Source organism: Sediminicoccus sp. KRV36 (assembly GCF_023243115.1).
GTDB lineage: Bacteria > Pseudomonadota > Alphaproteobacteria > Acetobacterales > Acetobacteraceae > Roseococcus.
The window spans coordinates 4,654,865-4,677,334 of sequence record NZ_CP085081.1; the positions used below are offsets into that span (position 1 = coordinate 4,654,865).

At 66.2% G+C, this 22,470-nt stretch carries 24 protein-coding genes; 16 read left to right on the forward strand and 8 right to left on the reverse strand.

The genetic code is table 11. The features are described from left to right. The first annotated feature begins 45 nt into the window (after positions 1–45). From LHU95_RS22165 to LHU95_RS22180, 4 genes are read left to right on the forward strand one after another with little or no spacing between them, the layout of a single operon-like run. Complete coding sequence (locus LHU95_RS22165) at positions 46–1,557, forward strand: M81 family metallopeptidase (RefSeq protein ID WP_248709125.1); 1,512 nt, start codon at positions 46–48, stop codon at positions 1,555–1,557. Then, entirely contained in the window at positions 1,554–2,639 is a 1,086-nt protein-coding gene (locus LHU95_RS22170; RefSeq protein ID WP_248709126.1) for an alanine racemase, read from the forward strand. The genes LHU95_RS22165 and LHU95_RS22170 overlap by 4 nt, the downstream gene beginning before the upstream one ends. Further along, positions 2,633–3,040 carry a (Fe-S)-binding protein gene (locus tag LHU95_RS22175; RefSeq protein WP_248709127.1) on the forward strand — a complete coding sequence of 136 codons (408 nt, stop codon included), beginning with the start codon at positions 2,633–2,635 and terminating at the stop codon, positions 3,038–3,040. Before LHU95_RS22170 ends, LHU95_RS22175 begins: the two co-directional genes overlap by 7 nt. Beyond that, positions 3,031–3,861 (forward strand): heterodisulfide reductase-related iron-sulfur binding cluster, encoded by an 831-nt coding sequence (locus tag LHU95_RS22180; RefSeq protein ID WP_248709128.1) that lies wholly within the window; start codon positions 3,031–3,033, stop codon positions 3,859–3,861. Before LHU95_RS22175 ends, LHU95_RS22180 begins: the two co-directional genes overlap by 10 nt. Positions 3,862–3,911: 50 nt before the next feature. On the opposite strand, the gene LHU95_RS22185 is transcribed toward LHU95_RS22180, so the two are convergent. Beyond that, entirely contained in the window at positions 3,912–4,364 is a 453-nt protein-coding gene (locus LHU95_RS22185; RefSeq protein ID WP_248709129.1) for a GatB/YqeY domain-containing protein, read from the reverse strand. 85 nt (positions 4,365–4,449) lie between these two features. Between LHU95_RS22185 and carA the strand changes: the two genes are divergently transcribed. The 10 genes from carA (at position 4,450) to LHU95_RS22235 (ending at position 13,787) form a co-directional block, all read left to right on the forward strand. Continuing rightward, a complete protein-coding gene (carA, locus tag LHU95_RS22190; protein ID WP_248709130.1) occupies positions 4,450–5,862 on the forward strand; it encodes a glutamine-hydrolyzing carbamoyl-phosphate synthase small subunit in 1,413 nt (470 codons plus the stop codon). A 19-nt stretch (positions 5,863–5,881) separates the two neighbouring features. After that, positions 5,882–6,640, forward strand: coding sequence for a glucose 1-dehydrogenase (locus LHU95_RS22195; protein WP_248709131.1), 759 nt, complete (start codon positions 5,882–5,884; stop codon positions 6,638–6,640). Positions 6,641–6,644: 4 nt separating this feature from the next. After that, positions 6,645–7,019 (forward strand): hypothetical protein, encoded by a 375-nt coding sequence (locus LHU95_RS22200; RefSeq protein WP_248709132.1) that lies wholly within the window; start codon positions 6,645–6,647, stop codon positions 7,017–7,019. Continuing rightward, on the forward strand, positions 7,019–7,666 hold the full coding sequence (locus LHU95_RS22205) for a LysE family translocator (protein ID WP_248709133.1): 648 nt from the start codon (positions 7,019–7,021) through the stop codon (positions 7,664–7,666). Before LHU95_RS22200 ends, LHU95_RS22205 begins: the two co-directional genes overlap by 1 nt. Further along, positions 7,666–7,929, forward strand: a complete 264-nt coding sequence (locus LHU95_RS22210; protein WP_248709134.1) for a hypothetical protein — start codon at positions 7,666–7,668, stop codon at positions 7,927–7,929. Before LHU95_RS22205 ends, LHU95_RS22210 begins: the two co-directional genes overlap by 1 nt. Next, positions 7,926–8,195, forward strand: coding sequence for a hypothetical protein (locus LHU95_RS22215; protein ID WP_248709135.1), 270 nt, complete (start codon positions 7,926–7,928; stop codon positions 8,193–8,195). The genes LHU95_RS22210 and LHU95_RS22215 overlap by 4 nt, the downstream gene beginning before the upstream one ends. Beyond that, a complete protein-coding gene (locus LHU95_RS22220; RefSeq protein ID WP_248709136.1) occupies positions 8,195–8,449 on the forward strand; it encodes a hypothetical protein in 255 nt (84 codons plus the stop codon). The genes LHU95_RS22215 and LHU95_RS22220 overlap by 1 nt, the downstream gene beginning before the upstream one ends. A 117-nt stretch (positions 8,450–8,566) precedes the next feature. Further along, positions 8,567–11,812, forward strand: a complete 3,246-nt coding sequence (carB, locus tag LHU95_RS22225) for a carbamoyl-phosphate synthase large subunit (RefSeq protein ID WP_248709137.1) — start codon at positions 8,567–8,569, stop codon at positions 11,810–11,812. Between the two features lie 118 nt (positions 11,813–11,930). Then, positions 11,931–12,404: a transcription elongation factor GreA gene (greA, locus tag LHU95_RS22230; RefSeq protein ID WP_248709138.1), complete on the forward strand. Its 474-nt coding sequence runs from the start codon at positions 11,931–11,933 to the stop codon at positions 12,402–12,404. A 180-nt stretch (positions 12,405–12,584) separates the two neighbouring features. After that, entirely contained in the window at positions 12,585–13,787 is a 1,203-nt protein-coding gene (locus tag LHU95_RS22235) for a threonine ammonia-lyase (protein ID WP_248709139.1), read from the forward strand. Between the two features lie 68 nt (positions 13,788–13,855). On the opposite strand, the gene LHU95_RS22240 is transcribed toward LHU95_RS22235, so the two are convergent. From LHU95_RS22240 to LHU95_RS22255, 4 genes are all read right to left on the reverse strand, one after another. Then, complete coding sequence (locus LHU95_RS22240) at positions 13,856–15,175, reverse strand: TRAP transporter large permease (RefSeq protein WP_248709140.1); 1,320 nt, start codon at positions 15,173–15,175, stop codon at positions 13,856–13,858. Continuing rightward, a complete protein-coding gene (locus tag LHU95_RS22245) occupies positions 15,175–15,678 on the reverse strand; it encodes a TRAP transporter small permease (protein WP_248709141.1) in 504 nt (167 codons plus the stop codon). Before LHU95_RS22245 ends, LHU95_RS22240 begins: the two co-directional genes overlap by 1 nt. 61 nt (positions 15,679–15,739) lie before the next feature. Then, positions 15,740–16,732, reverse strand: coding sequence for a TRAP transporter substrate-binding protein (locus tag LHU95_RS22250; RefSeq protein WP_248709142.1), 993 nt, complete (start codon positions 16,730–16,732; stop codon positions 15,740–15,742). 159 nt (positions 16,733–16,891) lie between these two features. Beyond that, positions 16,892–17,386, reverse strand: a complete 495-nt coding sequence (locus tag LHU95_RS22255) for an Lrp/AsnC family transcriptional regulator (RefSeq protein WP_248709143.1) — start codon at positions 17,384–17,386, stop codon at positions 16,892–16,894. 108 nt (positions 17,387–17,494) lie between these two features. Between LHU95_RS22255 and trxB the strand changes: the two genes are divergently transcribed. Next, complete coding sequence (trxB, locus tag LHU95_RS22260) at positions 17,495–18,466, forward strand: thioredoxin-disulfide reductase (protein ID WP_248709144.1); 972 nt, start codon at positions 17,495–17,497, stop codon at positions 18,464–18,466. Next, positions 18,466–19,359 carry a LysR family transcriptional regulator gene (locus tag LHU95_RS22265; protein ID WP_248709145.1) on the forward strand — a complete coding sequence of 298 codons (894 nt, stop codon included), beginning with the start codon at positions 18,466–18,468 and terminating at the stop codon, positions 19,357–19,359. The genes trxB and LHU95_RS22265 overlap by 1 nt, the downstream gene beginning before the upstream one ends. Positions 19,360–19,422: 63 nt before the next feature. On the opposite strand, the gene LHU95_RS22270 is transcribed toward LHU95_RS22265, so the two are convergent. The 3 genes from LHU95_RS22270 to LHU95_RS22280 all read right to left on the reverse strand — a co-directional run bounded on the left by LHU95_RS22270 (position 19,423) and on the right by LHU95_RS22280 (position 22,240). Further along, complete coding sequence (locus LHU95_RS22270; protein ID WP_248709146.1) at positions 19,423–20,418, reverse strand: aspartate-semialdehyde dehydrogenase; 996 nt, start codon at positions 20,416–20,418, stop codon at positions 19,423–19,425. A gap of 107 nt (positions 20,419–20,525) precedes the next feature. After that, positions 20,526–21,911 carry a sigma-54 dependent transcriptional regulator gene (locus tag LHU95_RS22275; RefSeq protein ID WP_248709147.1) on the reverse strand — a complete coding sequence of 462 codons (1,386 nt, stop codon included), beginning with the start codon at positions 21,909–21,911 and terminating at the stop codon, positions 20,526–20,528. Continuing rightward, positions 21,911–22,240 carry an Hpt domain-containing protein gene (locus tag LHU95_RS22280; RefSeq protein ID WP_248709148.1) on the reverse strand — a complete coding sequence of 110 codons (330 nt, stop codon included), beginning with the start codon at positions 22,238–22,240 and terminating at the stop codon, positions 21,911–21,913. Before LHU95_RS22280 ends, LHU95_RS22275 begins: the two co-directional genes overlap by 1 nt. Between the last annotated feature and the right edge of the window lie 230 nt (positions 22,241–22,470).

Below are 22,470 nucleotides of genomic sequence, written 5' to 3' on the forward strand. Positions count from 1 at the left end.
CAGCGGGCAGGCGCGTATCCCGTGTTATGTGAGGTTGTGCATCCGATGAACTCCCCCGCTTCAAGCCCACGAATCGCCCTCCTTGGTTTCTCCATCGAGTGCAACCGCTTCGCGCCCATCGCAACCGAGGCGGATTTCGCCTATCGCTGCCTGCTGCGCGGCGAGGCGATCGTGACCGATGCCCGCAGCGCGAGCCCCCAGGCGCTGGGCGAAATGCCAGGCTTCGTGACCGCCATGGACGCGACCGGCCCCTGGCAGCCGCGCCCCATCACGCTGGCCATGGCCGAGCCCAATGGCCCCGTGGAGCACGCCTTCTTCGAAAAACTGATGGAGGAATGGCGCGTCAGCTTGCGCGCGCTGCGCGGGCAAGTGGAAGGTGCCTTCTGCGTCATGCATGGCGCGGGGCTGACGACCGTGCTGGACGACCCCGAGGGCGCGGTGCAGGCGCTGGTGCGGGCCGAGCTGGGGGAAATCCCCTTCATCTGCACCTATGACCTGCACGCCAATGTGTCGGATGCCAATGTTGCGCTGAACGACGCCTATGTCGGCTACCTGACGAACCCGCATATGGACATGCGCGCGCGCGGTGAGGAAAGCGCTGGCCTCATGCGCCGGCTGCTGAGGGGCGAGCGCTTCGTGCGCGCGCATCGGCGCCTGCCCATCGTGGCGCCCACGGTCTCGCTGCTGACGGCGCAGGGGCCTTATGCGGAGGTGATCAATCTCGGCCAGGAGCGGCGAGCCGCCGATCCGCGCATCGTGAATGTCTCGGTCATGGCGGGCTTCGCCTATGGCGACACGCCCTTCAACGGCATGTGCGCCATCGTCACCGCGACCCATCAGGGTGCGGCCGATGCCCTCGCCGATGAGCTGGCGGATGCCGCCTGGGCCAGGCGCGACCGCTTCGTGGCGAAGCTGACGCCGCTGGAGGAAGCGACGGAACGCGCGCTGACCAGCCCCACGCCGCTCGCCTTCGCCGATGTGGCCGATAATCCCGGCGGCGGCGGACGCGGCAACACCATGTGGCTGCTGGAGGCGTTTCACCGCGCGGGCGTTGAGGGCGCGGTCTTCGGCGTGATCCATGACCCGGCCCTGGTGGCTGAAGCGAAGGCGGTCGGCATCGGCGCCAGCTTCGAGGCGCGCTTCAACCGCGCGGCCGAGCAGGACCCCTTCAGTCGGCCCTTTGCGGCGCAGGCCGAGGTGCGCGCCCTCTCGGACGGCCAGGTGACCGGCCGGCGCGGCATCTTCGCCGGCACGGCGATGCAGCTGGGCGATACGGCCTGGCTCAGGCTCGGCGGCATTGACGTGGTGGTGATCAGCCAGCGCACGCAATGCGCGGACCCAGCCTTCCTGGAGCATCTGGGCATTGATGTGGCTGCGGCGCGCTGCGTCGTGGTGAAGTCGCGCGGGCATTTCCGCGGGGGCTTCGATGAATTCTTCGCGCATGAGCAGATTGTCGAGGTGGATGCGCCGGGCCTCACCTCGCCCATCCTCAGCCGTTTCGACTGGACGAAATTACCGCGGCCCGTGCTGCCGCTGGATCAGGACGCCACACGATGAATCTCGATGATCTGACCACGCCGGCCCTGGTGCTGGATCTCGGCGTCTTGAAGCGCAACCTGGCGATGATGCAGCGCGCCATCGCACGGCATCCCGGCGTGGTGCTGCGGCCGCATCTCAAGACCGCGAAGTCGCGCGATGTGGCGATGCTGGCCGCGCCGAATTTCGGGCCGATCACCGTCAGCACCCTGGCCGAGGCGCGCTACTTCGCGGAGGGCGGCTGGCGGGACCAGATCTACGCCGTGGGCATCACGCCGCAGAAGCTGGATGCAGTGGCCGCAATCAACGCGGCGGGCGCCGATATAAAGGTCATCACAGATGACGTGGAAGCTGCCCAGGCCATCGCCGCGCATCCGGGCCGCATCCGCGCGCTGGTCGAGGTGGATGTGGGTGAGGGGCGCGGCGGCGTGCCGCCGGACGAGGCGCACGCCATTGCGGCAGCGCTGGGCGGCAAGCTGGCCGGCGTCTTTACCCATGCGGGCCATTCCTATGGCGGGCGCAGCATCCCCGAGATGGCCGCCATCGCCGAACTGGAACGCGCGGGCGTGGTGCGGGCGGCGCAGGCGCTGCGCGAGGCAGGCTACCGGCTGGAAATTGTGAGCCTGGGTTCCTCCCCCACCGCGCTGCATGCAGAGCGGCTGGACGGCATCACCGACATCCGTGCGGGCGTCTATATGTTCGGGGATCTGTTCCAGGCGCAGCTGGGCACGCATCCCGAGGGCGACATCGCAGTCACGGTGCTGGCCAGCGTCATCGGCCGCAAGCCGGCGCGCGGCGCGCTGCTGCTGGATTCCGGCGCGCTGGCGATGAGCAAGGACCGCAGCACGGAAAAGGCGCCGCGCGACTACGGCTTCGGCCTGGTGCTCGACATGGATGGCGGCAACACGCTGGGCGAACCCATCCTGGCGCGGGTGCATCAGGAGCATGGCGAGGCGACGCCGGCACCTATGCTGCCCATCGGCACGAAGCTGCGCGTGGCCCCCAATCATACATGCCTGACAGCGGCGGCCTTTGACCGCTATCATGTGGTGGATGGATCGCGCGAGGTGATCGCCACATGGGACCGGATCAACGGGTGGTAGCGCATGAGGACTGGTCCGCACTGCGGGCCGCCGAGACCGCGCGCATGCTGGCCGCGTGCACGCGCTGCGGCGCCTGCTTCGAGGCCTGTCCGATGATCCCCTACGCGCCGGATGCGCGGGGCACGGATGCGAAGGCGGCGGTCATCGGCGTGCTGGATGTGCTCGCCGGCGGCGCGGGCGATGCGGCCGCGCGCAACTGGATCAGCGTCTGCACCCGCAGCGGTTCCTGCAACGAGGCCTGTCCGGAGGCGGTGAATCCGATGCTCATGCTGCGGCTGGCCAAGTGGCAGGCGCAGGAGGGCGGCGTGATCCCCCGACGCAATGCGGCCGAGACCATGTCCCGCGTGAAGGTCTTCGCGCGGCTGTCTTTCACGGAGAAGGAACAGGGCGAATGGCTGTGAACACCTTCTGGTATGGCTGCAACATGACGCGCCATGGCGAGATCATCCGCCTCAGCCAGCACATCCTGGAAGCCGTCGGCGTGGAGGCGGCGCCCGTCGGCGGCCCCGGTGCCTGCTGCGGCAGCCCGAAGGAAAGTGCGCCCCGGATCGCCGAGGGCATGGCCGACCGGACGATGGAGAAATTCGCCGCCAGCGGTACGCCGCGCGTGATTACCTGGTGCCCTTCGTGCCATGCGAATCTCGACGACTTCATGGGGCAGACCAAGGAGCAGAATTTCGACAGCCAGCATCTTTGCGAGGCGATCCATGAGCAGCGGGACCGGCTGGCCCCTCTTCTGACGCAGCGCGTAGCGGCGCGGGTTTTCGTGGACCGGCATGTGGGCTTCCAGGGGCGCGTGCCGGTGAATGACATCATCCCCGACCTGCTGGGCATCATCCCAGGCGTAAGCGTGGTGGACCACCCCTATCGCGCGCCGAGCTACATGTGCTTCGGCCTCGCCTCCGTGCCAGGCGCTCTGGCCGATGTGCAGCGAACCACGCTCGCCGCCATGCGGGAGACCGGGGCCGACACGCTGGTGACGATTTTTCACTCCTGCCACCGCGAGATGATCGGGCTGGAGCGGGGCCATGGCATCCGCGTGGTGAACTGGGTGCATCTCCTCGCCGAGGGCATGGGGCTGCCCTACGAAGATGAATACAAGGCCTGGCGCAATGCCGAGGATCCGCTGGCCGCCATCGGCGCCGAGCGTGTGGCCGCGGCCGGCGAAACCGCCGTCCGCAAACTGGTCGAGCCGGAACTGTCCCGGCCCCGGCTCATCTGATGGGGCCCGGGGCCTCGGCCCCGGCGGGTCCAGGGCGGAGCCCTGGGTCCTTATCCTCCCAAAGCCGCTTTTACGGCGGGCCCGGCCTTGGCCATGTCCAGGCTGGCGGCGTGCTTTGCCTTCAGCACCGCCATGACCTTGCCCATCTCCTTGATCGTCGTGGCGCCGGTTTCCGCCACAGCGGCGGCGACGGCGGCGGCAAGAGCCGCGTCATCCATCTGGGTGGGCAGGAAGCTCTCGATCACGGCGATCTCGGCCTCTTCCTTGGCGGCGAGTTCCTCGCGGTTGCCGGTGCGGTACATCTCGACGGATTCCCGGCGGGACTTGGCCATGCCGCGCAGCATGGCGATGATGGCCGGGTCCTCCAGCGGCGGGCCGGGGCGGGCGGCGATGTCCATGTCCTTCAGCTTGGCCGTGACCATGCGCAACGTGCCGACAGTGGCGGCATCCTTGGCGAGCATGGCCGTCTTGAGTTCGGCGGTGAAGCGGGTGCGAAGATCCATGGTCCGAGAGTCCTTACGGGAGTGTTTTTCCCAGAACAGGGCCAGCACCTTGCTCTGGGAAGTCATTTCCCACATATGATAGCCCATGCGCTCCGTAGAAGACATCCTGGCCCTCATGGGGGGCGCCGAGGCCGCGGCCGCCCAATGCCAGGTGGGCACCGAGGCCATTCGCAAATGGCGCCAGGCCAAATCCATCCCGGCCAAGCACTGGCCGGCCGTTCTGGCCGCCACGGGCCTCGGCCTTTCCGACCTCACCGGTGCGGCCACCGGTTCTTCGGGCTCCCATGCTGCGGCCCACCACTCTTCGGCCCATAAACCTTCGGCAACGAACACGCAGGAAACGCCCATGCCCAACCAAGTCCCCGAAGGTGCCACCGGCGTCCTCGTACTCGATGATGGCAGCGTGCATTGGGGTTGGGGCTTCGGCGCCCACGGCACCCAAGTGGCGGAAATCTGCTTCAATACCGCGCTCACGGGCTATCAGGAGACGTTGACCGACCCCTCCTACGCCGGTCAGATCATCAATTTTACCTTCCCTCATATCGGGATCGTCGGCACGAATATCGAGGATATGGAGGCGGCTACACCCGTCGCGCGCGGGTTGATCGTCAAGCAGGATGTGACGGAACCCGCCAATTACCGGGCAACGCTGAATTTGCAGGAATGGCTGAAACGCCATGGCGTGACGGGCATTTGCGGCCTGGATACGCGGGCGCTCACGGCACGGATCCGCGACGGCGGCGCGCCGAATGGCGTGATCAGCTTTCCGGCCGATGGCCGGTTCGACATCCCGGCACTGCTGGCGCAGGCCAAGGCCTGGCCGGGCCTGAAAGGGATGGATCTCGCGAAGGAGGTCACCGCCCGGCAATCCTACACCTGGGACGAGACGTGCTGGTCCTGGGGCAAAGGATTTGGCACGCAGAAAGCGCCTGTTCATCGCGTGGTGGCGGTGGATTACGGCGCCAAGCGCAATATTCTGCGCTGCCTGGCCGATGCCGGCTGCCATGTGACGGTTCTGCCGGCGACGGCGACGGCAGAGGAGATTCTGCGCGAAAAGCCGGATGGCGTTTTTCTCTCCAACGGTCCCGGCGATCCGGCAGCGACGGGTGTTTACGCCGTGCCTGCCATCCAGGGCGTGCTCGCGGCCAAGGTGCCGGTGTTTGGCATCTGCCTGGGCCATCAATTGCTGGCGCTGGCGCTGGGTGCCAGCACCTACAAGCTGGAGCGCGGGCATCGCGGCGCCAACCAGCCCGTGCAGGACCTCGCCACCGGGCGGGTGGAGATCACCAGCCAGAATCATGGCTTCGCGGTGGATCCTGACAGCCTGCCGGAGGGCGTGCGCGCCACCCATGTCAGCCTGTTCGACGGCACGAATGAAGGCATCGCGGCCCCTGGCTGCTTCTCCGTCCAGTACCATCCCGAAGCGTCGCCCGGTCCTTCGGACAGCCACTACCTGTTCCACCGCTTTGTCGCGATGATGGCCCAGGCGAAAGCCTGAAGCAGGAAGGAAGCAGGGAATGTTCGATCTTTCAGGGCGCGTGGCGCTCGTCACCGGTGGCAATGGCGGCATCGGGCTCGGCTTTGCCCGTGGCCTGGCCAAGGCTGGCGCGAGTGTGATGCTAGCCGGCCGCGACGCAGCCAAGAGCAAGGCGGCGCTGGCCGAACTCCGCGCGCTGGGCGCGCGGGCCGAGGCGGTCAGCGCGGATGTGACGGACCCCAATTCCATCAAGGCGATGGTGGCGGCGACGGTTTCCGCCTTCGGACGGCTGGATATCCTGGTGAATAATGCCGGCACCAACATCCGCTCGCGGCCGGAGGAGACGACGCTGGCCGACTGGCACACGGTGCTGAACACCAACCTGACCAGCAGCATGTTCACGGCGCAGGCGGCCTATCCGCACCTGAAGGCCGGCGGCGTGGGGCGCATCATCAACAATGGCTCGATGCTCTCGATCTTCGGCATGCCGCTGCATGCGGCGTATTCATCGTCCAAGGGCGCCGTCGTGCAACTGACTAAGACGCTGGCGACCGCGTGGGCGAAGGATGGCATCACGGTGAATTGCGTGCTGCCGGGCTGGATTGATACGGCGCTGACGCGCGGTGCGCGGCTGGACATGCCCGCACTCGACCTGAATGTGCGCACCCGCGCGCCGGCCGGCCGCTGGGGCACGCCCGAGGATTTCGAGGGCATCGCGGCGTTCTATGCATCGGATGCGGCCAGCTTCATCACCGGCACCTCCATCGCGGTGGATGGCGGCTATTCCATCCAGGGATGAAGGAATGCCGCTGCCGGAATTCATGCAGATCGAGGCGCCCGTCTTCGCGCCGCGTCGCACCCTCTCTCTGCTGGAGACGGAGCAATTCCTGCTGCTCGCTTCCTATCACCTGTGGCGCGATGATGTCTGGCCGATCGATGGCGAGGCGCTGGACAAGCTGCGCGGCGCCCTGTCGCCGCATCCCGTGCGCGACCAGAACAAGCAGTTCGGCATGAACGTCCTGGAAATGGCGCTGGAACGGCTGAGCACGGCGGAACTGATCGAGGTGCGTCGGCGCGGCATCGTGCCGACCACCCGCGCCATCGAGGAGCTGGAGCGCGCCATCGCCGAGACGAAGAAGACGGCCGAAGCCATGCTGCGCAAGTTGCTGGAGGATTGATGCCCTCCATTGAAACCCTGCTGATCTTCGCAGCCCTCTCGCTCGGCCTGGTGCTCACGCCGGGGCCGAACATGCTGTATCTTGTATCGCGCTCGTTGGCCCAAGGCACGCGGGCGGGCATGGTGTCGCTGGCTGGCTGCCAGACGGGCTCGCTCGCCATCATGCTCTGCGCGGCGGCGGGGATCACGGCGGCGCTGTTTGCCGTGCCCTATGCCTGGGATGCGTTGCGGATTGGCGGCGCGATCTATCTGGCCTGGCTCGCCTGGCAATGCGTGAAGCCGGGGGCGGAGCCTCTCTTCGCGCCGCGCAGCCTGCCACCGGAGCCGGATGCCAAGCTCTTCGCCGTCGGCTTCGCCACGGCAGCGCTGAACCCCAAGGTCGCCTTGTTTTATGTGGCGGTGCTGCCGCCCTTCCTCGACCCCGCGGCCGGGCATTTGTTCCTCCAGGGCGTCGCCCTGGGCGCCGTGCAGATCACTGTGGCGATTGTCTTCGACGGCATCCTCGTGATGGGTGCGGCCAGTACGGCGCGCTTCCTCGGGACACGGCCAGTCTGGCTCGCCGTGCAGCGTTATCTGCTGGGCGCCACGCTGGCCTTGATCGCGGCCAAGCTGGCCTTTGGCGAAGGTGTTTCGGGGGCACGAAGCTGATGGCGGAAACCATCGTCACGATCTTGATCGGGCTGATCCTGGTGGCGGGCTGCACCCTCGTCGCCATCATCGCGACCACAGCCTTCGGGCGCATGCTGCCGCGGCTGGAGCAGGCCCTGGGCCTTTCGATGCTGCTGATGGGCATGCTGCTCTACCTGGCCTTTCCCGGTACGGGTTCGCTGGCCGTGGTCGGGCTGGTGGTGGCTTCGCACGCCATTGCGGGCGGGCTCATCTGGTATCGCAAGAAGATCTTTGGGCGATGAACGGCTTCGTCTTTGCCTTGTTTGCGCTGGGCTATTCGGGGCTGGTGCTGTTCTGGCTGGCGCATGCGCTCAAGAAGATGTTTGCGCCGATGCGCGCCGCGCTCACCGCCTTCGCCATGTCAGCGACGGTGCATGGCGTGACGATGTTGTTCCTGGAGCCGGAGCATCGGCTGACGGCCATGGCCTTCTGGGCTGTCCCGCATCTGCTGCTGCTGCCGGCCCTGCTCTATTCGGCATGGCGTGAATCCAAGGGGGTACGAGGCTGATGGCCCAAATTCTGATCATCCTGCAGGGGCTGCTCTACTCCGCCCTGGTGGTCACGCTGCTGAGCAACCGCCTCTCTCGCGGGCGGAATGGCGCCATGCCTGTGTTGGCGGCAACAGCCGCGCTGATTTTGCTGCACGGCGTCCTGAGCTTTCTGGTCCCGCCTGAATGGCTGGTGACCTGGCTGGTCTTCTGGCTGCCCGGCCACATCCTGACCGCGATCGTATTGCTCTGGATGCGACGACCCAAGGAATGACGAACACAGCAGCACCTGCCCGCCATCCATGAACGGAGATGCAAGAACCTGAGGTTCTTGCCGGGGAGCTTGAGGGGCAGAGCCCCCCATTTTTCCCTTCATTTTTTGAGGTCCACCATGCCCAAGCGCACCGACATCTCTTCCATCCTCATCATCGGCGCCGGCCCCATCGTGATCGGCCAGGCCTGTGAGTTCGACTATTCCGGCGCACAGGCCTGCAAGGCGCTGCGGGCCGAGGGTTATCGCGTCATCCTGGTCAATTCCAACCCGGCCACGATCATGACCGATCCGGGCCTGGCGGATGCCACCTATATCGAGCCCATCACGCCCGAGATCGTGGAGAAGATCATCGCGAAGGAGCGGCCCGATGCGCTGCTGCCCACCATGGGCGGGCAGACGGCGCTGAACACCGCCCTGAAGCTGGATGCGGCCGGCGTGCTGAAGAAATACGGCTGCGAGTTGATCGGCGCCAATGCCGAGGTGATCGACAAGGCCGAGGATCGCCAGAAGTTCCGCAACGCGATGACCAAGATCGGCATCGAAAGCCCCAAGAGCGAGATCGCGCATACGATGGAGGAGGCCTGGGCCGGCCTTGCCATCGTCGGCCTGCCTTGCGTGATCCGGCCGAGCTTCACGCTGGGCGGGACGGGCGGCGGTATCGCCTATAACCGCGAGGAATTCGAGCAGATCGTGGGCTCGGGCCTGGCCGCCTCCATGACCAGCGAAGTGCTGGTCGAGGAGAGCGTGCTGGGCTGGAAAGAATATGAGATGGAGGTCGTGCGGGACCGCAACGACAACTGCATCATCGTCTGCTCCATCGAAAATCTGGATGCGATGGGCGTGCACACGGGCGACAGCGTCACCATAGCCCCCGCACTCACGCTGACCGACAAGGAATATCAGCGCATGCGCGATGCCAGCATCGCCTGCCTGCGTGAGATCGGCGTGGATACCGGCGGCTCCAACGTGCAGTTCGGCATCAATCCGAAGGATGGCCGCATGGTTGTCATCGAAATGAATCCGCGCGTGTCACGCTCTTCCGCGCTGGCGTCGAAGGCCACGGGTTTTCCGATTGCCAAGATCGCGGCCAAGCTGGCGGTCGGCTACACGCTGGACGAGTTGAAGAACGACATCACCATGGTCACGCCGGCCAGCTTCGAGCCGACGATCGACTATGTCGTGGTGAAGATTCCGCGCTTCACCTTCGAGAAATTCCCCGGCACGCCCGCCACCCTCACAACCAGCATGAAATCCGTGGGCGAGGCGATGGCCATCGGCCGCTCCTTCGCCGAAGCCTTGCAGAAGGGATTGCGCAGCCTGGAGACGGGGCTTTCGGGCCTGGATGAACAGGCACCGCCCGGCGATGGCAGCAAGGAGGCCTTCCATGCCTCACTCGCCATTCCACGGCCGGATCGCGTGCTGACCGTGGCGCAGGCCCTGCGCGCCGGCGTTTCTGTCGAGGAGATCCACGCCGCCTGCAAGTTCGACCCCTGGTTCATCCGCGAGATCGAACGCATCGTCATCGCTGAGCGCGGCGTGCAGGCGAAGGGCCTGCCTACCACGCCGCAGGGCATGCGCAGCCTCAAGGCGCTGGGCTTTTCCGACAAGCAGTTGGGCAAGCTGACCGGCCTGCCGGAGACCACGGTGCTGGCCGCGCGCGAGAAGCTCGGCGTGCATCCAGTCTATAAGCGCATTGACACCTGTGCCGCGGAATTTGCCGCCGATACGCCCTACATGTACTCGACCTATGAGGGTGGCTTCGGCACGCCCGTCTGTGAATCGCGCCCCACGGATCGCAACAAGGTTGTGATCCTGGGTGGTGGTCCGAACCGCATCGGCCAGGGCATCGAATTCGACTATTGCTGCGTCCATGCCTGCTACGCGCTGAAGGAAGCGGGCATCGAGACCATCATGGTCAACTGCAACCCCGAGACGGTCAGCACCGACCCAGAAACCGCGGACCGCCTCTATTTCGAACCGCTGATGGCGGAAGACGTGATCGCGTTGATCCGGCGCGAGCAGGAGAAGGGCACGCTTCTCGGCTGCATCGTGCAATATGGCGGGCAGACGCCGCTCAAGCTCAGCCAGGCGCTGGACAAGGCGGGCATCCCGATCCTGGGCACCAGTGCCGAGGCGATTGATATCGCCGAGGATCGTGAGCGCTTCCAGCAACTGCTCAAGGGGCTGGGCTTGCAGCAGCCGCAGAACGGCATCGCCCGCAACCTGGACGAGGCGGAGGTCGAGGCCGCACGCATCGGCTACCCGGTGGTGGTGCGACCGAGCTACGTGCTGGGCGGCCGTGCGATGGAAATCGCCTACAACGCCGAGCAATTGCGCCGCTTCGGCGCCGAGGCAGTGCGCGTCTCGGGCGAGAACCCCATCCTGATCGACCAGTACCTGGCGGACGCCATCGAAGTGGATGTGGATTGCATCGCCGATGCGGATGGCGCCGTCTATGTGGCCGGCGTCATGGAGCATATCGAGGAGGCAGGCATCCATTCGGGCGACAGCGCCTGCTCCCTGCCGCCGTATTCGCTGCCGCCCTCCATCATTACCGAGCTCAAGGCCGAGACGGAGGCGATGGCCCGCGCGCTGAAGGTACGCGGCCTGATGAATGTGCAATATGCGGTGAAGGACGGCGAGATCTTCGTGCTCGAAGTGAATCCCCGTGCCAGCCGCACCGTCCCCTTCGTCGCCAAGGCGACGGGCGTGGCCGTCGCCAAGATCGGCGCCCGGGTGATGGCCGGCGCCAAGCTCGCCGAGTTCAACCTGGATGATGACGCGGTGGCCAAGCATGTGGCGGTGAAGGAGGCGGTATTTCCGTTCAACCGCTTCCCCGGCGTGGATGTGCTGCTGGGCCCCGAGATGAAATCCACCGGCGAGGTGATGGGCCTGGATACCAGCTTCGAGCGCGCCTTCCTGAAATCGCAGATGGGTGCGGGCGTGAAGCTGCCGGAAAGCGGCACCGCCTTCATTTCGGTCCGGGAGAGTGACAAGGCGGCCGCCGTCAGCATCACCCGCCGCTTGGCCGAGATGGGCTTCCGCATCATGGCAACCCGCGGCACGGCGGCGCGTTTGCGGGAAGCCGGGATCGAGGTGACGCTCGTGAACAAGGTGCTGGAAGGCCGGCCGCATTGCGTGGATGCGATCAAGTCCGGGGAAATCCAGCTGGTGATCAATACATCCGGTGGCGGACGGAGTGTCTCCGACAGCTTCGACATCCGCCGCTCAGCGTTGACGCAGGGGGTGCCGCACTACACCACCATCGCCGGGGCCCGGGCCGCGGCGGGGGCAATTGCGGCGCTCCGTGCAGGAACACTTGATGTGGCGCCCCTCCAATCCTACTCTACAACGTCGTTCTGAACTGGGTTGGGGGCGATCAGGCCCCCTCCCTCCTTACCCCTCCCCTTTGGCTGCCTCCGGCGTTTTGCGCAACGAGGTTGCCGGAGGGAGAGGCGTTGCTGCGAAGGAAGAAACTGCCGTGCAGAAGTTCCCCATGACCGCCGAGGGGCTGGCCAAGCTGGAAGAGGAACTGAAGCAATTGAAATCCGTCGAGCGCCCCGCGATCATCGTGGCGATCGCGGAAGCGCGTGCGCATGGGGATCTCTCGGAAAACGCCGAGTACCATGCAGCACGAGAGCGGCAATCCTTCATCGAGGGGCGCCTCGCGGAACTCGAATCCATCATTCCCTCGGTCGAGGTGATTGACGTCAGCAAGATGAGCGGCACGCAGGTGCGTTTCGGCGCCCGCGTGACGATCATTGACGAGGAGTCGGAGAAGGAGACCACATATCGCATTGTCGGCCAGTATGAGGCCGATATGAAGACGGGCTCGATTTCGCTGTCCTCGCCGCTCGCCAAGGCCCTCATGGGCAAGACGGTGGGTGACAGTGTTGAAGTGCCGGCACCCGGCGGTGCGCGGGCCGTGGAAATCACCGGGGTGGCTTTCAACTAGATCGGAGGGCTTTGCCCCTCGAGCATCCCAGCAGGGGAATTGCCGGCGTGGTTTCCACGCGGGTCCTTCGCCTCCCTCCGGACGAAAATGCAGGATTTTGTGAACACCCGCGTTCACCCTGCCAGGAGGGTTTGAGAGGGCAGCGCCCGCTCGAACCGCCTGTCGAGAATTGGAACCGCGATGCCCCTCTCCCTCGCTGATATCCGTGCCGCCGCTGCCCGGATCCACGGCCGCATCCTGCGTACGCCGAGCATCGAGAACCCCGCCGTCTCCTCGGCCTGTGGTGCGCGGGTTTCACTCAAGCTCGACAATCTCCAGGCCACAGGCGCCTTCAAGGAGCGTGGGGCGGCCAATCGCCTGGCGCTGCTCTCGGAGCGGGAACGGGCGGGCGGCGTGATCGCGATGTCGGCCGGCAACCATGCCCAGGCGGTGGCGCGGCATTCCACCCTGCTTGGCATCGCCTCCACGATCGTGATGCCGCGCTTCACCCCCTCCAACAAGGTGCTGCGCACGGAGGGTTTCGGCGCCCGCGTGGTGCTGCACGGGGAAACCCTGGCCGAAGCTGCCTCCCACGCGCATCACCTGGCCCGGGAGCAGGGGCTGACCTTCATCCACCCCTATGACGATCCGGCCGTGATCGCCGGCCAAGGCACCCTGGCACTCGAAATGCTCGAGGATGCGCCGGATGTGGAAGCGCTGATCTTCCCGACGGGTGGTGGTGGCCTGGTCACCGGCTGCGCCATCGCCGCCCATGCCCTGCGCCCTGGTCTGCCGGTATTCGGCGTGGAGGTTGAAGGCTATCAGGCCATGCGCCAGCGCCTGGCGGGGCAGCCCGTGCAAGTGGGAGGGCCGACCATCGCCGAGGGCATCGCCGTGCGCGATGTCGGCGAGTTGCCGCTGGAGATGCTGCGCCGACTGGGCGTGGAAATCCTGGTGGTGCCGGAGCGCGCGGTCGAGCAGGGCATCGCGCTGCTGGCAGAGGGCGCCAAGGTGGTCTCCGAGGGCGCGGGCGCGGCGGGCGTGGCCGCCATCCTCACCTATCCCGAGCGCTTTGCCGGCAAGCATGTCGGCACAGTGATCTGCGGCGGGAATATTGATCCGCGCATCCTGTCCAACGTGCTGCTGCGCAACCTGCTGCGCGATGGACGCCTGCTGCGCCTGCACCTGGATATCCCCGACCGGCCGGGCGTGCTGGCCGATATCGCGACCCGCGTGGCGGAAGCCGGCGGCAATGTGATCGAGGTCAGCCACCAGCGGCTCTTCGCGGCGCCCTCTGTGCAGACAGCGGAGCTGGAACTGATGATCGAGGTGCGGGACCGCGCGCAGGCGGACGCCATCGTGGCTGCGCTGGAAGCGGGCGACTACGTGGTACGACGCGGATAGATTCCCAAAGCCTCAACGACGAGCATGGATGGCCTGTGGTGGCATGAAGGGGCCATGCCCCTTGCGCTTCATTTCAGGAAATCAGGCTCAATCAGGCGCGGGAGCAGCAGCGCCATGTCGGGCCACAGGATCAGCGCGGCAAGCACGGCCAGCATGGGCAGCAGCATGATCCCGACATCCTTGAGCGCATCCACCACCCGCATTTCCGCCACCGCGCAGGTGATGAGCAGGCATAGCCCGTAAGGCGGCGTCACCAGTCCGAAGGCAAGCGAGACGATCCCGATCATCGCGAAATGCACCGGATGCAGCCCGGCCGCCTCGGCAATGGGTTGCAGAATGGCGCCCACGATGATGATGGCGGGAATTGCATCGAGGAAGCAGCCCACCACCAGGAATACGCCGGCGATGAAGAAGCCGGTCATGGCCGGTCCCATCTGCCAGGCGCTCACCCCCGCCATCAATGCCTCGGGGATCTTGTAGAAGGCGAGCAGCCAGCCGAAGGCACTCGCCGTGCCTACGCAGAACAGCGCAATGGCGGATAGCTTGCCCGTATCGCTGAATGCGCTCCAGACCCCGCGCCAATCCATCTCGCGATAGACGATGACAGAGAGAAACCCGGCGTAGAGCACGGCGATGCAGGCACTTTCCGTCGCGGTGAACCAACCGAAGATCTTGCCACCTATGATGATGAAGGGCGTCAGCAGCGCTGGGATGGAAACCAGGAAGGAGGCAAAGATTTCCCTCAGGGTGGAGCGCGGATAGGTCGGGTATCCCCGCATCTTCGCGTAGACATGCACCGTGCCCATCTGCGCCAGGCCGATCAGCAGCCCGGGCAGGATGCCCGCGAGAAACAGCGCACCGATCGAGACCGTCAGCACGCCGCCCCAGACGATCATCAGGATGGAGGGCGGGATGATGACGGCCAGCACGGCCGAGACCGCGGTGATGGCGACGGAGAAGCTGTCATCATAGCCCTCCTTGCGCTGCGCCTCGATGAAGAGCTTCGCCTGGCTCGCGGCATCCGCGGTGGAACTGCCGGAGATGCCGGCGAAGAAGATGGAGAGCACCACATTCACCTGGGCGAGACCGCCCGGGAAATGGCCCACCAGCGCGCGGGAAAAGCGCACCAGCCGGTCCGTGATGCCGCCGACATTCATCAGGTTGGCCGTCAGCAGAAAGAACGGGACGGCCAGCAGGATGAAGCTGTTATAGGCGTTGAACGTCTCCTGCACGAGGATCATCGGCCAGAGGCGATCCTCAATCAGCAGGATGGGCAGGCAGGCGAGGCCGATGGCGACCGCAACCGGCACACGCAGCACCAGCATGCCGAAAAAGCCGCCGAACAGGATCCAGGCGGCCTGGCTGGCCGAGAGCGTGCTGGCCCCCATCAGCCGCGCCCCCGCAGCACCTGGAGGCTGTCCCACATGTGCTCCCCGGTGAAGAGCAGCCAGGAAAAGCCGGCGATGGGCCAGGCCATATGGATCAGCCACAGCGGCCACTCGGCAAGCTCGCTGATGCGATACAGGGCGAATTCGGTGAACTCGATGCCGTACCACAGAAAAATGAAACCAAAGATCAGCATGAAGAGGCCCGAGATCAGGTCCAGTGCGGCCTTCTTGCGCCCGGTCAGCGAAGGGAAGAGGTCCACCACGAAATGGCTCCCCTCCCGCACGCCGATCATGGCGCCGATCATGACCATCCAGACCAGCAGGAAGCGCGCGGCCTCCTCCGTCCAGATGTAGCGCGGCAAAAGCTCGGTGAAGCGGGCGAAAATCTGCAGCGAAACAGGGATGATCAGGATGGCGACGGTGAGGACCACCAGCACATCCAGAAACCGGCTGTAGAGGAAGGTCGCGCGGCGAAAGGCATTCCGCGGCTGATACGGGGGCATGGCGATCCGATCGGGCAGGGAGGGGGAGCCGGCGCCTGGATGCGCCGGCTCCAGGGGCGGCTCAGCTGCTCAGGGCGTTGATCCGGCTGAAGATATTCTCCGCCTCGATCTCCCGGGCATAGGTGGCCATGACGGGTGCGACGGCCGCCAGCATGGCCGCACGATCCGTGAAGGGAATACGGCGCAACCGCCCCTCGCTCTCCAGCCGGGCCAGCGTCTGCCCGTCCTCGGTGCTTTCCGCCTGCCGGCCAAAGACGCCCGCCTCGCGGCCGGCACGGCGCACCGCCTCCTGCACCTCACGTGGCAGCCGCGCGAAGGTCTGCGCCGAGAAGCAGATCGGCCGCACGGTGATGGCATGCTCGGTGATGGCCAGTTGCGGCGCCACCTCGAAGAAGCGCATGGCCAGCACGCCGGCGGCCTCGTTCTCGCCGGCCTCCAGCACGTTGTTCTGGATGGCGTTGTACACCTCGTTATAGGCGATGACCTGCGGTGCCATGCCAGCCGCCTGGAAGGTGCGGTTCCAGATCGGGGCGCCCTGCACGCGCACACGCAAACCCCGCATCTCGGCCATGTTCGAGACGGGCTTGTTGGCGAAGATGTTGCGCACACCGCCCCCCGCATAGCCGATCAGCATCACCCGCGCCCGGCGCTCCACTTCCTGCGCCACCGGCGCCAGCAGATCCTGGTCGAGCACCTGGTTCCAATGCGCGAGGTTGCGGAACAGGAAGGGCGCGTCAATGAAGGGTGCCGCGCGGCTGAAGGTGGACATGTGCGCGGGCGAGACGATGCCATAATCCACCGCCCGCCCGGCCGACATATACTCGAAATACTGCTTCTCGAGGCCAAGGCTGCTGTTGCGGTGCAGCACGAAATTGATCGGGCGGTTCGCGTATTGCTTCACCAGTTCCTCGAAGCGGAGGAGCGCGCGGTTGAAGACGTGGTCATCATTGAATTGCACCGCCCCGTTCAGGGTGATGGGCGCCTGGGCGCGCAGCACATGGGGGGTGGCGAGCAGGCCAGCGGCGACGCCGCCCAAAAGGGTTCTGCGTTGCATCTTCGGATCCTCCCTGTGGTTCCGTTTCACGGCGGTTTGCCCGCTCGTGACCGAAGCCTATGCCCAAGCAAGGGGCGAAGGGAAGGGCTGGCGCAAGGACGGCCAGGCCATGGCTGACGCCATGATCTTCAGGAAGCCGTCATCGCGCGGATTGGCGCGCTAGAACGGCACCCCGGCCGCGTTCTTCGCGGTGCGGATGGTTTGCAGGGTCTGCACGCGCAACACATTCTGCGCGCTGGTCAGCCGTGCGGTCAGCGCGTTCTCATGGGCGGTATCCCGCGCGACCAGGCGCAGCAGGAAATCCCCACCGCCTCGGATCATGTGGCATTCGCGCACCTCGGCCCAGCCGATCACCTCGGCCTCGAAGGCGTCGAGGATGACCTGCTTTTGGCTTTCCAGCCCGACAATGGCGAAGAAGGTGACTTCGAAACCAAGCGCCGAGGGCTCCACATCGGCGTGGTAGCCGCGCAGCACGCCGGCTTCCTCCAACCGGCGCACCCGGCGCAGGCATGGCGGCGCCGAGAGGCCGACGCGGCTTGCCAACTCGACATTGGTGATCCGCCCATCGGCCTGCAGCTCGGCCAGGATCCGCAGATCTATCGCATCGAGTTCGGCCATGTTCGCGCGCGTTGTTTCGTTGCCAGGAGGTGCCATGCGGCGCAATATCCTTGCGGATGCTGCGATATGCAAGCCGCAGTCTTGTTCCGCATGCGAAGATGGGCAGATATGCGCTCCCAACAAGTCAGAGCCCTGGAATCGCCCGTGCCCGCCACAATCCCCACGCGTCTTCTGATCATCGGTGCCGGCCCGGCCGGCTATACGGCCGCGATCTATGCGGCCCGCGCCGGCCTCAAGCCCGTGCTGGTCGCTGGCATGCAGCCGGGCGGGCAACTGACCATCACCACCGATGTCGAGAATTACCCGGGCTTCGCCGAAGCGGTGCAGGGCCCGTGGCTCATGGAGCAGATGCGCGCCCAGGCGGAGCATGTCGGCACGGAACTGAAATACGACCTCGTCACCCGGGTGGATTTTGCCCATCGTCCCTTCCGCGCCGAATGCGACAGCGGCGATGTCTACCTGGCCGATGCGGTGATCATCGCGACGGGCGCCCAGGCACGCTGGCTCGGCATTCCGGGTGAGCAGGCACTCTCCGGCTTTGGTGTCTCGGCCTGCGCCACCTGTGACGGATTCTTCTTCCGGGGCAAGGATGTGGCGGTGATCGGCGGCGGAAATTCGGCGGTGGAGGAGGCGCTCTATCTGGCCAACCTTGCTCGCCATGTCACACTCGTGCATCGGCGGGACAGCCTGCGCGCCGAGCGCATCCTGCAGGAACGGCTTTTCGCCAAGGAGAATGTGACAGTGCTCTGGAACATGGTGACCGAGGAAATGCTGGGCACGGAGGCGGCCCGCCCAGTGGCCCGCGGCCTCGCGCTGCGCCATGCCCAGACCGGTGACCGGCGGGAACTGGCCGTGGATGGCATTTTTGTCGCCATCGGGCATGACCCGGCCACCAGCCTGTTTCGCGGCCAGTTGGACATGGATGAAGGGGGCTATCTGATGGTCACACCAGGCGGCACGCGCACCAGCATCGCGGGCGTCTTCGCGGCCGGCGATGTCGCGGACAAGATCTACCGCCAGGCGGTGACCGCCGCCGGGACCGGCTGCATGGCGGCCCTGGATGCTGAGAAATTCCTGGCGGCCCAGGAACATGCCCATGACAAGGTCGCCGCGTAATGCCGCTCGATTGGGACAAGCTGCGCGTTTTCCACGCGGTCGCCGAAGCCGGCTCCTTCACCCATGCGGGCGAGACGCTCGCCCTCAGCCAATCCGCCGTTTCGCGCCAGATTCAGGCGCTGGAGGATGCGCTGTCAGTGCCGCTGTTCCATCGGCATGCGCGCGGCCTGATCCTCACCGAATCGGGCGAGACGCTGAACCGCACCGTACGTGAGGTCTTTGCCAAGCTTGCGATGACCGAAGCGCTGCTGACCGAGGGCCGGGAGCGCCCGGCCGGCCGGCTGAAAATCACCACGACGACGGGATTTGGCGGCTCCTGGCTGGCGCCCCGGCTGCACCGCTTCCTGGAGATGTATCCGGAGATCAATGTCTCCGTGATCCTGGATGATGCCGACCTGGACCTCGCCATGCGCGAGGCGGATGTCGCCATCCGCATGCATCCGCCGCGCCAGCCCGATCTGATCCAGCGCCATGTGGCGAGCTTCGGCTGGCGCATCGTGGGCAGCCCGGACTACCTGAAGCGCCATGGCATTCCGCAGCGCCCGGAAGAGCTGGACGCGCATCGGTTGATCGTCTGGGGCGACTACCGACCGCCCGTGGAGGAGATCAACTGGCTGGCCGAGATCGGCCGCAAGCCCGGCCAGGGCCGCCGCGGTACGCTGGAGGTGAACAGCCTGACCGGCATGTTGCGCGCCGTGCAATCGGGCATGGGCCTTGCCGCGATGCCCGACTATATGGGCCCCGAGCTTGAGGGGCTGTTGACCGTCCTGCCTGAGCTGAAGGCGCCGCGGATCAACGCCTATTTCGTCTATCCGGAAGAAATGCGCGCCTCGAAGCGGGTTTCCGTGTTCCGCGATTTCCTCGTCGCGGAACTGGCAGGCGGCACCAACTGACGGGGTCCGGGGCCCTAGGCCCCGGCGGGTCCACCGCGCCGGGGCCTGGGCCGCGCCCTGCCCTCACATCCTCATCTTCTCGGCGATCTGCACCGCATTCAGCGCCGCCCCCTTGAGCAGCTGGTCGCCGCACAGGAAGAAATCCAACCCGCGGTCGCCAAACACCGGATTGGCCCGGATGCGCCCTGCTTCCACATCATCCTGCCCGGTCGCCGTAATCGGCATCGGATAGAGCTGGGCCGCGGGGTCATCCACCACGCGCACCCCCGCCGCGCGGGAGAGCACCTCGCGCGCGGCTTCCGCCGTGACGGGGCGTTCGGTCTCGATGGTCACGGCCTCGGCATGGACGCGGTAGGTCGGGATACGGACGGCGGTGCAGGAGATCAGCAGATCAGGCATGCCCATGATCTTCCGGCTCTCCCAGGCAACCTTCATCTCCTCACGCGTGTAGCCATTGGGCTGGAAGGTATCGATCTGCGGGATGACGTTGAAGGCGAGCGGATGGGCGAAGACGTCATGCTGCGCCGGCTGGCCTTCGACCAGCACACGGCGGGTCTCGCGTTCCAGCTCGGCCATGCCCTCGGCGCCGGCGCCGCTGGCCGCCTGGTAGGTCGAGACGATGACGCGCTTCAGGCCAAAGGCCTGGCGCAGCGGCTCAAGCGCGACAACGAGGATGGCCGTGGTGCAGTTCGGATTGGCGATGAGGCGATGCTGGCCGATCGCGCTGGCATTCACCTCGGGCACCACCAGCGGCACATCGGCTTCAAGCCGCAACGCGGAGGAGTTGTCCACGACCGCGACCCCCTCGGCCGCCAGCGCCCGCGCATGCGCCTTGGCGAAATCACCGGAGACGGCGAGCAGTGCCAGATCGAGGTTGCGCGCACCGTCCGGGCTATAGGCCTCGATCGTCACGTCCCCCCAGGGCGTGGCCTGCTTCGTGCCGGCGGAGCGCGTAGAGGCGAAGAGACGAAGCTCCTTCACAGGGAAGCGGCGCTTGGCGAGCACCTCCACCAATTCCTTGCCGACCGCGCCCGTGGCACCGATCACGCCGACCCGCATGACAGAAATCTCCAGGTTGAATTGGAACTTGTGTAGCGCGGCCAAACCTGCCGGAAAACCGCGCCGGGCGCAGACCAGATCAGCGCGCCCGTTGCCGGCGGGTGTGGCTAGCCCTCCTTCTTCCAGGCCGTCAGCTTGCGGTAGATCGTGCTGGGATTCACCTCGAGCAGTGCTGCCGCACGCGGCACGTCCTGGCCGGTATGCTCCAGCGCGGCCAGGATCAGCCGCTTCTCGGAGACGGCGAGCGGTTCGATCGGGCTGGCCGGCGTGGGGCGCTCCGCGCTGGCGGCGGCTGCGGGAGGCTGCGCGCCGTGCGGCAGCAGGCCGTGCAACAGAAGGCTGGGCAGCATGGCGCGGGTGATCACCTCGCCATCATGCAGAACCACGGCGTTGCGAAGCACATTCTGCAACTGCCGCACATTGCCGGGCCAGGGATAGGCGCGGATGGCGGCCGCTGCCTCCGCATCGAAGCGCGCAAAGCGCTTGCCCTCCTCCCGCGCGAAAAGCTGCAGCAGATGGCGGGCGATGAGCAGAACATCCTCGCCGCGCGCGCGCAGCGGCGGCAGGGCCACGGGCACGACGTAAAGGCGGTAGTAGAGATCCTCGCGGAAACGTCCCGCCTGCACCTCGGCGAGGATATCGCGATTGGTCGCGCAAACCAGGCGCACATCCACAGGCTCGGCCCGGGTGCCGCCCACGGGGGTGACCGTGCCGCTCTGGACGAAGCGCAGCAGCTTCACCTGCATTTCCATCGGCATCTCGCCGATCTCATCCAGAAACAGCGTCCCGCCATCGGCCGAGCGGGCCGCACCGGCACGGTTCTCGGTGGCCCCGGTGAAGGCGCCCTTCACATGGCCGAAGATTTCGCTCTCCAGCAGGTCACGCGGGATGGCGCCGCAATTCAGCGCGATGAAGGCCCGGCTTCTGCGCGGCGAGGCCTGGTGCAGCGTCTCGGCCGCCACCTCCTTGCCGGTGCCGCTCTCGCCCGTGATGAAGACCGTGGCGCGAGAGGCAGCCACACTTTCCAGCGTGCGATAGACCGCCTGCATAGCGGGCGAGGCGCCGATGAAGCCACCAAAGCTCTCACGCCCCAGGACGGTGCGCGCCGTGTCCAGCGCCTGGCGCAGGGCACGCTTCTCAAGGGCATTGTCCAGCGTCACGCGCAGGCGCGCCGCGGCATAGGGCTTGAGAAGGAAATCCGTCGCGCCCTCGCGCATGGCTTCCACGGCGGTATTCACCGAGCCATGTGCGGTCAGCACGATGCAGGCCGTATCCAGCCCCGAGGATTTCAGGCGGCGCATCAGCTCGATGCCGGAGAAATCCGGCAGAACCAGATCCACGAGGATGGCATCGGGGCGCCATTCCAGGGCCATGGCCAGGCCTTGCGCGCCGGTTTCGGCGTGGCGCATCTCATGCCCGAACTCGCGCAGCATCGCCTTGGCGATCTCGGCCTGGGTCGGCGTATCCTCGACCAGCAGGATGCGCGCGGGCATCAGTGGATCAGGGCGTGCAATGCCTGGAGGGCGGCCTTGGCTTCGGTCAGCAGGCGGGGCAGGACAATCGCCGGCGGCTCGGGCTGGCGATGATCCATGGCGATCCGCGCCTCGCGCTCCAGCCCGATGGCACCCACGGCAGCAGCAGCGCCAGCGAGGCTATGCGCCGCGCGCTCGTACCCCTCCTGATCGCCGCGCTGGGCAGCGGCGGCGAGCTCCTGCGCGAGGCGCCCCAGATCATCCTCGAAGGTCGAGATGATCGTGCGGAACACGTCGGGCGGGAGGTCTTCGGCCAATTGATTGGCCACTTCGGGATCGAGTGCGCTCATTCCTGAGACTAATCGCATTTCCATAGCCTCGCCGTCAATGACCTGCATGATTGACGCCGGGTCGGTACAGGGTTTAACCCTATTGGGTCCTCGCGATTTGTCCGGCCAGCTTGCGGCGAGGTCCCAACCGGGTCGTCTTCCTTGGAAGACGGAAAACAAGCGCGCTAAACGGCCCAGGGGTTGCTCTCCACGGAGAGCCATACCCCCACCCCGCCCAGGGTGCCGGACGC

Coding starts and splice junctions, on each gene's coding strand:
- LHU95_RS22165 (WP_248709125.1), top strand. CDS start 46: ATGAACTCCCCCGCTTCAAGCCCACGAATCGCCCTCCTTGGTTTCTCC.
- LHU95_RS22170 (WP_248709126.1), top strand. CDS start 1,554: ATGAATCTCGATGATCTGACCACGCCGGCCCTGGTGCTGGATCTCGGC.
- LHU95_RS22180 (WP_248709128.1), top strand. CDS start 3,031: ATGGCTGTGAACACCTTCTGGTATGGCTGCAACATGACGCGCCATGGC.
- LHU95_RS22185 (WP_248709129.1), bottom strand. CDS start 4,364: ATGGATCTTCGCACCCGCTTCACCGCCGAACTCAAGACGGCCATGCTC.
- carA (WP_248709130.1), top strand. CDS start 4,450: ATGCGCTCCGTAGAAGACATCCTGGCCCTCATGGGGGGCGCCGAGGCC.
- LHU95_RS22195 (WP_248709131.1), top strand. CDS start 5,882: ATGTTCGATCTTTCAGGGCGCGTGGCGCTCGTCACCGGTGGCAATGGC.
- LHU95_RS22200 (WP_248709132.1), top strand. CDS start 6,645: ATGCCGCTGCCGGAATTCATGCAGATCGAGGCGCCCGTCTTCGCGCCG.
- LHU95_RS22205 (WP_248709133.1), top strand. CDS start 7,019: ATGCCCTCCATTGAAACCCTGCTGATCTTCGCAGCCCTCTCGCTCGGC.
- LHU95_RS22210 (WP_248709134.1), top strand. CDS start 7,666: ATGGCGGAAACCATCGTCACGATCTTGATCGGGCTGATCCTGGTGGCG.
- LHU95_RS22215 (WP_248709135.1), top strand. CDS start 7,926: ATGAACGGCTTCGTCTTTGCCTTGTTTGCGCTGGGCTATTCGGGGCTG.
- LHU95_RS22220 (WP_248709136.1), top strand. CDS start 8,195: ATGGCCCAAATTCTGATCATCCTGCAGGGGCTGCTCTACTCCGCCCTG.
- carB (WP_248709137.1), top strand. CDS start 8,567: ATGCCCAAGCGCACCGACATCTCTTCCATCCTCATCATCGGCGCCGGC.
- LHU95_RS22235 (WP_248709139.1), top strand. CDS start 12,585: ATGCCCCTCTCCCTCGCTGATATCCGTGCCGCCGCTGCCCGGATCCAC.
- LHU95_RS22240 (WP_248709140.1), bottom strand. CDS start 15,175: ATGGGGGCCAGCACGCTCTCGGCCAGCCAGGCCGCCTGGATCCTGTTC.
- LHU95_RS22245 (WP_248709141.1), bottom strand. CDS start 15,678: ATGCCCCCGTATCAGCCGCGGAATGCCTTTCGCCGCGCGACCTTCCTC.
- LHU95_RS22250 (WP_248709142.1), bottom strand. CDS start 16,732: ATGCAACGCAGAACCCTTTTGGGCGGCGTCGCCGCTGGCCTGCTCGCC.
- LHU95_RS22255 (WP_248709143.1), bottom strand. CDS start 17,386: ATGGCACCTCCTGGCAACGAAACAACGCGCGCGAACATGGCCGAACTC.
- LHU95_RS22265 (WP_248709145.1), top strand. CDS start 18,466: ATGCCGCTCGATTGGGACAAGCTGCGCGTTTTCCACGCGGTCGCCGAA.
- LHU95_RS22270 (WP_248709146.1), bottom strand. CDS start 20,418: ATGCGGGTCGGCGTGATCGGTGCCACGGGCGCGGTCGGCAAGGAATTG.
- LHU95_RS22275 (WP_248709147.1), bottom strand. CDS start 21,911: ATGCCCGCGCGCATCCTGCTGGTCGAGGATACGCCGACCCAGGCCGAG.
- LHU95_RS22280 (WP_248709148.1), bottom strand. CDS start 22,240: ATGAGCGCACTCGATCCCGAAGTGGCCAATCAATTGGCCGAAGACCTC.